The sequence below is a fragment of the Leifsonia sp. KNZ12-8B genome (genome assembly GCF_056755495.1).
In genome coordinates, this window is record NZ_JBPGXM010000152.1 from 1 (window position 1) to 8389 (window position 8389).

At 70.8% G+C, this 8389-nt stretch carries 8 protein-coding genes; 3 read left to right on the top strand and 5 right to left on the bottom strand.

Annotated elements, in window-relative coordinates; genetic code table 11:
* Positions 1-124: 124 nt before the first annotated feature.
* A complete protein-coding gene (locus tag ACR9ZG_RS16660; RefSeq protein ID WP_481285966.1) occupies positions 125-1411 on the bottom strand; it encodes an ABC transporter substrate-binding protein in 1287 nt (428 codons plus the stop codon).
* 144 nt (positions 1412-1555) lie between these two features.
* Here ACR9ZG_RS16660 and ACR9ZG_RS16665 point away from each other — a divergent pair, with 144 nt between their 5' ends.
* On the top strand, positions 1556-2323 hold the full coding sequence (locus tag ACR9ZG_RS16665; RefSeq protein ID WP_481285967.1) for a GntR family transcriptional regulator: 768 nt from the start codon (positions 1556-1558) through the stop codon (positions 2321-2323).
* Position 2324: 1 nt separating this feature from the next.
* Positions 2325-3851, top strand: coding sequence for a DUF4127 family protein (locus ACR9ZG_RS16670; RefSeq protein ID WP_481285968.1), 1527 nt, complete (start codon positions 2325-2327; stop codon positions 3849-3851).
* Positions 3852-3905: 54 nt separating this feature from the next.
* On the opposite strand, the gene ACR9ZG_RS16675 is transcribed toward ACR9ZG_RS16670, so the two are convergent.
* Together ACR9ZG_RS16675 and ACR9ZG_RS16680 are read right to left on the bottom strand one after the other, a co-directional pair.
* The gene (locus ACR9ZG_RS16675) at positions 3906-4370 is read right to left on the bottom strand and encodes a hypothetical protein (RefSeq protein ID WP_481285969.1); all 465 of its coding nucleotides are present in this window, start codon (positions 4368-4370) and stop codon (positions 3906-3908) included.
* Positions 4371-4619: 249 nt separating this feature from the next.
* Positions 4620-6227, bottom strand: a complete 1608-nt coding sequence (locus ACR9ZG_RS16680; protein ID WP_481285970.1) for an FAD-dependent monooxygenase — start codon at positions 6225-6227, stop codon at positions 4620-4622.
* A 97-nt stretch (positions 6228-6324) separates the two neighbouring features.
* Here ACR9ZG_RS16680 and ACR9ZG_RS16685 point away from each other — a divergent pair, with 97 nt between their 5' ends.
* Positions 6325-6618 carry a hypothetical protein gene (locus ACR9ZG_RS16685; RefSeq protein ID WP_481285971.1) on the top strand — a complete coding sequence of 98 codons (294 nt, stop codon included), beginning with the start codon at positions 6325-6327 and terminating at the stop codon, positions 6616-6618.
* A 33-nt stretch (positions 6619-6651) separates the two neighbouring features.
* Here ACR9ZG_RS16685 and ACR9ZG_RS16690 read toward each other — a convergent pair whose 3' ends face one another.
* Together ACR9ZG_RS16690 and ACR9ZG_RS16695 are read right to left on the bottom strand one after the other, a co-directional pair.
* A complete protein-coding gene (locus ACR9ZG_RS16690; RefSeq protein WP_481285972.1) occupies positions 6652-7065 on the bottom strand; it encodes a hypothetical protein in 414 nt (137 codons plus the stop codon).
* 65 nt (positions 7066-7130) lie between these two features.
* Entirely contained in the window at positions 7131-8138 is a 1008-nt protein-coding gene (locus ACR9ZG_RS16695; RefSeq protein WP_481285973.1) for a DUF2599 domain-containing protein, read from the bottom strand.
* Positions 8139-8389 lie beyond the last annotated feature (251 nt).

Genomic DNA, 8389 nt, shown 5'->3' on the forward strand with positions numbered 1-8389 from the left:
GGGGGGGGGGGGGGGGGGGGGGGGGGGGGGGGGGGGGGGGGGGGGGCCCCCCCCCGGCGGGGCGCCGGGGCCGGCAGCGCTGTCCGCTGCCGGCCTCGTGCTCCGCCGGGTCTCGGTGGAGGCGTCAGCGAGTGGCATAGCTCGAGACCCGCTTCTCGACCCCCTCGAGCGCCTCCTGCGGCGTGGCCGCGTCGCGGACCACGTCGTCGAAGGCGGCCGCGAGGTCGGTCGCGTACTCGGCCGAGTACGGCGCGCTCGCGAGTGACACGGCGTTCGGGCTCTTCAGCGCGTCGGCCCAGACCGAGAAGTTCTTCAGGTCCTTGTAGGCGTCGCTGTCGAGCAGCGCGGTGCGAGCCGGCAGGTTGCCGAGCGTCAGCGAGAAATCGGTCATCGGCTTCTCGCTCACCAGATAGGCGAGGAAGGTGGCCGCCTCCTCCTTGTGCTTCGAGTTCGACGGGATGAACAGCGTGCTCGAGGAGACCAGCGTCGAGTCCTCTGCGCCGGGGACCCCGGTCGGGATCGCCGTGACGCCCCAGTCGAGGTCCGGTGCGGCGGTGGCGGCGCTGACCGCCGTCCACTCGCCGTCGAGGCGCATCGCCATCGTGCCGGAGTAGAACGGGTCCTGCGCCGAGAGGTACTGGCCCTCGCCGCCCTTGAAGGCCGCGAGCTTGTCGGCGCCGACCTTCTTGACGATGTTGTCCTGGTACCACTTCAGGCCCTCGATGTTGCCCGCGTCGGTCGGGGTGGGGCCGCTCTTGCCGGTCCACTTGCCGCCGAAGGCGATGCCGATCGCCTGAAGGGTGCTGCTGTAGTTCGAGGAGCCGAGGCCGAGCTGGGTGATGTTCCCCGCGGCGTCGGTCTTGGTCAGGGCGGCGGCGGCCGCGGCCAGCTCGTCCATCGTCGTCGGCGGCTGGAGGCCGGCCTCGGCGAGCAGCTTCTTGTTGTACACCAGCTGGAGGCTGTGCACCGCGATCGGCAGCGCGTACGTCTTGCCGTCGAACCGCATCTGGTCCATCGCGCTCGGGACGAAGTCGTCGGTGTCGACGTCGTTCTTCTTCAGGTAGTCGTCGAGCGGCGCGATGATGCCCTTCGAGGCCCAGGCCCCGACGCTGTCGCCGAAGTTGTCCGAGATGTCGAAGGAGCCGTTGGACGACGACATGGAGGTCAGCTGCTTCTGCGTGTCGGGGCTGGAGACGCCCTTCACGACGATGTCCTTCTGGCTCGCGTTGAAGTCGCTGATGATCTTCTCGAGCGATTTCCCTTCCGCGCCGCCCCAGAGGTACGAGAAGGTGATCGTCGTGGGGCCGTCGTCGCCCGATCCGCTGGACGAGCAGGCGGCGAGCGGGAGGGCGACGAGTGCGGACGCCGCGAGGGCGGCGACACGGAAGCGGCGGAACCGTCGGGATGTCATTCTGTGTACTCCATTTTCTCGAGCGAAGGGGGCGAGATGATGTGATTGGAGCGAACCACCTCGTTGTGATTGAAGCGATATTGACAGAGAGGCTGGCATGACGTCAACATATTGGTACATACCAATGAAGGTGAAGAGGTCGAGATGGTGGTGACCACGGGAGACGTGGCCGGCGGCGGGCTCACCAAGCAGGAGCTCACCAAGCAGGAGACGGTCCGCCGCTACCTGAAGGCGCAGATCGAGGGCGGCATGAGCCCGCACGAGAAGCTGCCCACCGAGCGCGAGCTGGCCGCGACCTTCGGGGTGAACCGGCTCACCATCCGCCGCGCGCTCGACGACCTCGAACGGCACGGGATGGTGTACCGCGTGCAGGGCTCCGGCACGTTCGTCAGCGCCTCGCCGATCAGCAAGACGCTGGAGTTCACGTCGTTCTCCGAAGACATGCGGCAGCGCGACATGGTGCCAGGCTCGCTCTCGGTGAGCATGTCGCTGGAGCCCGCCGGGATGTCCGTCGGCTACGCGCTCGGGCTCAGCCCCGCCCTCCCGGTCGTGGTCATCCGCCGCGTGCGGACCGCGAACGGCGCCCCGATGTGCCTCGAGACCAGCCGGCTGCCCGCCGACCTCGTGCCGGGCCTGGAGGACGGCATCCACGGCGACTCGCTCTACGACGACCTGGCCGGCCGGTTCGGGATCGACGTGGTGCGCGCCGACCAGGAGATCCACGCGACCGTGCTGGGCGAGGAGGAGGCTGCGGCGCTGCAGGTGCCTCCGTTCTCCCCCGCCTTCCTGGTGCAGCGCACCGCCTACGACGCTCGCGGCCGGGCCGTGGAGTTCGCCCAGTCGCTGTACCGCGGCGACCGCTACTCGTACACCCTCTCCATCGCCCGCACGAGCATCCCCAAGGAGTCCTGACATGGCCGACGACGTCCACGCCCGCCCCCGCATCGCCCTGCTCCCCCTCGACGACCGCCCGGTCAACGTGCTGCTGCCGCAGGACGTCGCCCGCGTCGGCGGGTACGCGCTCGACGTCCCGCCGCCGGAGATCCTGCCGGCGTACCGCACGCCCGGCGACATCACCGCGCTCGGCACGTGGCTGCGTGAGCGCGCGCTCGATCCGGCCACCGAGCACCTCGTGGTCTCGCTCGACATGCTCTGCTACGGCGGCCTGATCGCGAGCCGGATCAGCCACGACCCCACCCCGGTCGCCCTCGCCCAGCTGGATCTGCTGCGCGACCTGAAGGGCGCCAGGCCCGAGCTGACGATCAGCGCCGTCTCGCTGGTCATGCGCGCCAGCAACTCGTACTCCGCCGCCGAGGAGCCGGAGTACTGGACGTCGTACGGCAAGGAGCTGCACGCCCTCGGCGGCGCGGTGCACCGGCTCGACGCCTCCGCCGACGACATCGCGCTGAGCGACCTGACCGACGTGCCGGCCGACGTGGTCTCGGACTTCGCCCGCCGGCGCGTGCGCAACCACATCGTCAACCTGGCGGCGCTGACCCTCGTCGACGAGGGCGCGCTCGACTTCCTCGCGGTCACGGCGGACGACACGGCGACGTTCTCGGCCGGCTCCGCCGAGCAGCACTGGCTGCGGCACTGGATGCGGTTCCTGCCCGCCGGGCACGGCGTGCTCATGTATCCCGGTGCCGACGAGGTCGGGGCCGCGCTGGTCGCCCGCGCCATCGCCCAGGCGGCCGGCGCGCGCCCGACGGTCCGCGTCTCCTGCCCGGAGCCGGGCGGCCTCGACCGCACGCCGCCGTACGAGAACGTCCCGCTGGCGGAGTCGATCAACCGGCAGCTGCGGGCGGCCGGGGCTGTACTGGCCGAGGCGGACCCCGCCGACGCGGTGCTCGTGGTCCACGCTCCCGATCCCGACCGGCACGACATGTTCGGCGGCTACCCCGAGCGCGCCGACGCCGACGCCATCGCGCGCACCGTGGCAGCCGTGCGCTCCGAGCTCGAGGGCGGCAACGTGGTCGCGCTGGCCGACGTGCGGTATCCCAACGGCGCCGACGCCGGACTCGTGCGCGCCCTCGCCTCCGCCGGGGTGCTCGGCGAGCTGGTCGCCTTCGGGGGCTGGAACACCGCCGGCAACACCCTCGGCGGGGTGATCGCCACGACGGTCGCCGCCCTGGTCGGCCGCTCGGGCATGCCCTCGGACGAGGTGGAGGCCGCCGTCCGCCGGGCCCTGCTGACCCGCCTCCTCGACGACTACGCCTACCAGGCGGTCATCCGCTCGGAGGACGGGCCCGGCCTGTTCCCCGACCACTACCCGGTCGCCGAGGACGCGGTCGTCGCACGCGCCGAGGAGGTCATCGCGGACCGGATGCGCGACGCCCTCCGCACGGAGCTGCCGGGCTCCGACTGGGCCCTGACGGATCTGCGGCTGCCGTGGCGGCGCAGCTTCGAGGTGGAGATCACGCTGGAGCCGGTGCGCGGCTGAGGGCCGCGCGGTCACGCCTCCCGTCAGCCCCGCCTCCTGTCAGCGCGCCTCCTGTCAGCGCGTGGCGTGCGCGAGCAGCTTCGCCTCCAGGTACGAGCCGAGGCTCTCCTGGATGTGGAACTGCGTGTGCGGTCGCCGCGCGCTGTGCAACCAGAGCAGGTCGCGCGCCGCTCGGCGCCGCTTGCGGATCGCGAACACCCGCACCGCCAGCCCGACGACGACGGCGGCTGCGAGCACGCCGACGGCGACCAGCACCGCGAGAGCGGCCGAACCGAGCAGGCCGGTCTCGGTCACGCCCCAGGCGAGGCCCGCGTCCGCGGCGAGCAGCAGGCAGGCGACGAGCACCGGCTTGCGGATGAGCGCGCCGCGCGTCGCGGCGACGAGGGCGCCGGCGCGGGCGAGCTCCAGCTCCTGCTGCCGGCGCTGCTCCTTGGCCCAGTGGAGGTCGAGCTCACGTCGCCGGAGCTGGCGGCGGGCCACGTCGTGGGCATGGTTGTACGAGGTCGTTCTCGGGTGCACAGTGCTGTCCTTCGGGTCGACGTACTGCGGGATTCGGGTTCCGTCGGCGAGCCTAGCGACAACCTGGCACTTGTGGGCCAAATGGAGGACACGTGTTTGTACCCCAATTCGGGCGACACGCCCGGGCTGCAGCACCCTCCCCGCGGCCGCCCTCCCGCGCGCCCACGTCCCGCCCGCGTCCCACGATTTGCGCCAAATCGCGGTTATGAGCCGTCCATAACCACGATTTGCGCCAAATCTCCCGACGCCTCAGCTCCCGTCGGTCGTCGACGCGTCCAGCGCCGCCTCCGCGACCGCACCCTGATCCGCGACGCGCACCCCGCTCCCCACATATGCGAGGTACCCGTCCGGCCGCACCACCACGACGCCCCCGCGCTCCAGCCCCGTCGCCGCGGCGAGCCGCCGCGCGTCCGCGTCCGACACTGCGAGCTCCCGCACCTCCCCCGGGTCGTAGCCCAGCAGGTCGCGCGCATCGGCGTCCGCGCTCCGCTCCCCGGGGAGCACGATCGCCAGGTGCCCCGTCGTCGCCGCAAGCGCCGCCGCCACGTGCTGATCCCGCAGCACCAGGAAGTCGCCCGCCTTCGTCGCGTGGCCGCGCCCATGCCCGCCGCCATCACGCACGATCGGACTCCCCTCGTACCGGACGCGCTGCTCCTCCACCTCGTCCGCCAGGCGCTCCTGCACCGCCGCGACCTTCGTCCCCGCGTGCAGCACCGCGTTGCGCACCCGCTGGGCCAGCGGATTCGTCAGCGTCCCGAGCGTCGTGAGCCGCGTGCTGAAGGCGATCACGGCCGCTGCGACCGGGTGCCGTTCCGCCTGATAGCTGTCGAGCAGGACCTCGGCATCGCCCGCACCCGCCCGCAGCGCCAGCGCCAGCTTCCACCCGAGATTCATCGCATCCTGGATGCCGGTATTCATGCCGAGCCCGCCCGCCGGCGAGTGGATGTGCGCCGCGTCGCCCGCGAGGAACACCCGCCGGTCGCGGTACCGCGCCACCTGCCCGTGCTTCAGCCGGAACCGCGTGAGCCAGTGCGTCGCCGTGATGCGCAGCGCCACGCCGCGGTCGGCGAGCGCCTCCTGCACCCACTCCAGCGTGACCGCGCGGTCCGGATCGGTCCCGGGCGGCAGCTGCGCCATCACCCGCACCCGATCGTCCGGAAGCGGGAAGATGAGCGCCGTCGTGTCTCCCGGCGACAGGAAGGTGTGGAAGTGCGCCCGCTCGTACGCGTGCTCGCCGTCGACGTCGGCGAGGAGGAAGTCCTCCCCCTCGAAGTCGCCCTGCAGCTTCTCCCCCATCAGGTGCCGGACGGTGCTGCGAGCCCCGTCCGCGCCGACGAGGTACCGGGCGCGGATGGTGCTGATGCGCCCCTGGTCCCGCTCGACGGTCGCGACGACCCCGTCCGCGTCCTGCTCGAAGCCGGTGAGCGTGACCGCGCGCTCGACCTCGACCCCGAGCTCCCTCAACCGTGCCGCGAGCACCGCCTCGGTGTCGGTCTGCAGCAGCGACACGGAATGCCGGTACACCGCGTCGATCGACCCGAACGCCACCTCCGCGATGCTCCGCCCGCCGGCATGGAACTCCATCGCGGTGGAGACGATCCCCCGCGCCAGGATGTGGTCGATCACCCCGTGCGCCTCCAGGTGATCGAGCGAGCGCGAGTGCAGCACGATGGCGCGCGACTCGGTGGTGGGCGCCGGGAGGGTGTCGATGATCCGGACGCGGACGCCGCGCCGAGCCAGGTCGCCGGCAAGCGCCAGCCCGACCGGCCCGGCCCCGACGACGAGGACGTCGGCGACACCGCCGCCACCGCCGCCTCCCGCGCTCTCAGGGGTGTGCGACGTGTCGGCTCCGGTCATGCTTCACTCCTCGAAGGACGGCGATACCTCGCACCCTACCGGCGGCCCGCGCGGTAGCTGAACCACCCCCGCGCACCGGTTGTGTAGCGTGAGCGACATGACGGACCGCCCGGACGCCCTCCCCGCCGACTACGACCCCGCCCACGTCTTCCGCGTGGTGGCGATGCCGGTCTCCCAAGGCTGGGGCATCTGGCTCCGCGCCGCCGACGACAGCATCATCCACAGCTTCGGCCTGGGCTTCCCACCCGGGACGCCGTTCCTCCCGGACGTGCTCAACCTGCTGGGCCCGATCCTCAACGTGCAGTACGGGCTGGCGTACCACGGCGAGGAGGCGTGGGATGCGGTGGAGGAGCATTGGTCGGCGGTTGTGTATGAGGTGGGCGGGCGGTAGTCGCGCAGCGGAACGCACCCCCACCCTCATGCTTCAGAGGCGCGCCACCCGTGAGGGCCACAGCAACGCCAGGAGCATCAGGCCCGCCCCGGCGATCAGCGGAACGAATCCGAGCAGGGTGTACCTCACGATGCACGGCACGGAACTGCCGACGAGCGCAACCCCGGCAGTCATCACGAACGCCTGCACGACGGAGCCGATCGGCCTCGCGATCACCACGACGGCGCACCACACCGCTCCGATCGTGAGGGCGGCGAACGTCGCGGACGCAACACCGGCGACCCATCCGAACTCGAAATGGCCCGGCGGAAAGGCCGCCTGCCTGCCGATCTCCACCGCGGGGAACAAGATGCTGTCATCGAGCTCGCACCAGCGGATGAAGATCGATGTCGCCCACACCGTGGCGAGCAGGAACACCGCGGCGAGCAACACGGCGAATGTGCGCACCCAGGGAGCCGCTCTCTTGCCACGGACCAGCGTCTGAGATGGGGACCCCTCACCCGTTCCGCTCACTAGAACTCCCGCTTCCCGGTCGGATAGTTGCAACCGTAGCGGACCTCGTTCGCGAAGTCCGTCCAGGGCAGCTTGGAATCGAGGTTCCAGCTCGGCTTACGCGGAGACTTGAATCGCACGACTTGGAAGTGGCAGTCGAACTGTACCTTCATCGACGCGGTGTTGGGGTTCGGGTGCCCGGAGCGTGCTGTCTTCGCAAGCGTCTCACTCCAAGCAGCCCCGCCGGCTGGGATCCCTGCGCCGTAACGCCCCCACCAGGTCGGGTAGACAGCGAGAGAGGGACTGTACTGCCACAGGTTCTGCCAGCTGGTGTGGTCGATGAGCGCGATGCCCAGCCACGGATCGGCGACCACAGGGAAGGCGACGCCTGGCGCCGTGAAGTCGACGTGCTGGGTCAAAGTCGAGCCGCTGATGATGTAGGACGTGGGGAGTTGCTTCCCTCGGGCATCCTTCGCCCAGGGTGCGGCAAGCCCGCCGACCCATGCGCCCGTCGCATCCAGGATGGATACCGTGCCGTCTTTCTCGGCCCGCAGACGACCTCCTCCGGGGACGGTGATCGGATAGGAGTACGTCGAAGGAGCAGAAGCATTCTGGATGACCGTGTTCAGCTGGACGGAGCCATCCTCGAGCACGAGAGGCATTGTCGTCGACTGATTTCGGTTGTCGTACGACACGATGCCGTTTCGACGCTTCGTCGGCTTCCCGGCTTTCGCTCCGAAGGGAAGACCTATCGCCACCGACACGCGACCTCGCCTGAGACCCACCCTCGAGGCCGCCTTCGCTGGGATGGTGACGCTCACGCCGTTGACCGTCGCATCGATCGCGTTCGGCCCGCTTGCCGACGTTGCCACAGGGGCGACGTGCTCGGCCGTCAGCGGCGTTGCACTTTCCACCGCCTGCAGCGGATCACCGCCATCGGCGAAGGCGAGCGGCGATCCCACTCCAAGTGTCAGTGTCGCTAGTGCGACTGCGCCGATCGCGAGATTGCGCGACGTGCGTCGGATCATGCCAGGCCTTTCGATGCACGCCCTGGACATCTAACATCCAGGGCTTCACATCGAAGCTAGTTGCAAGTATTTTCGACTCGCCACCAGGAAATTGGGCACACCGGCGCCCGACCACGCGCTCCCCCGGCCCGGCCGATGCCGCGCAGCCGCAACGAAGGATCGTCGCCGCGAGCCGACTACCCCCGCCCCCCCCCCCCCACCCCAAACCCCAACCGCCCCCCCCGCGCCCCCCGACACACCCCCCCCGGCCC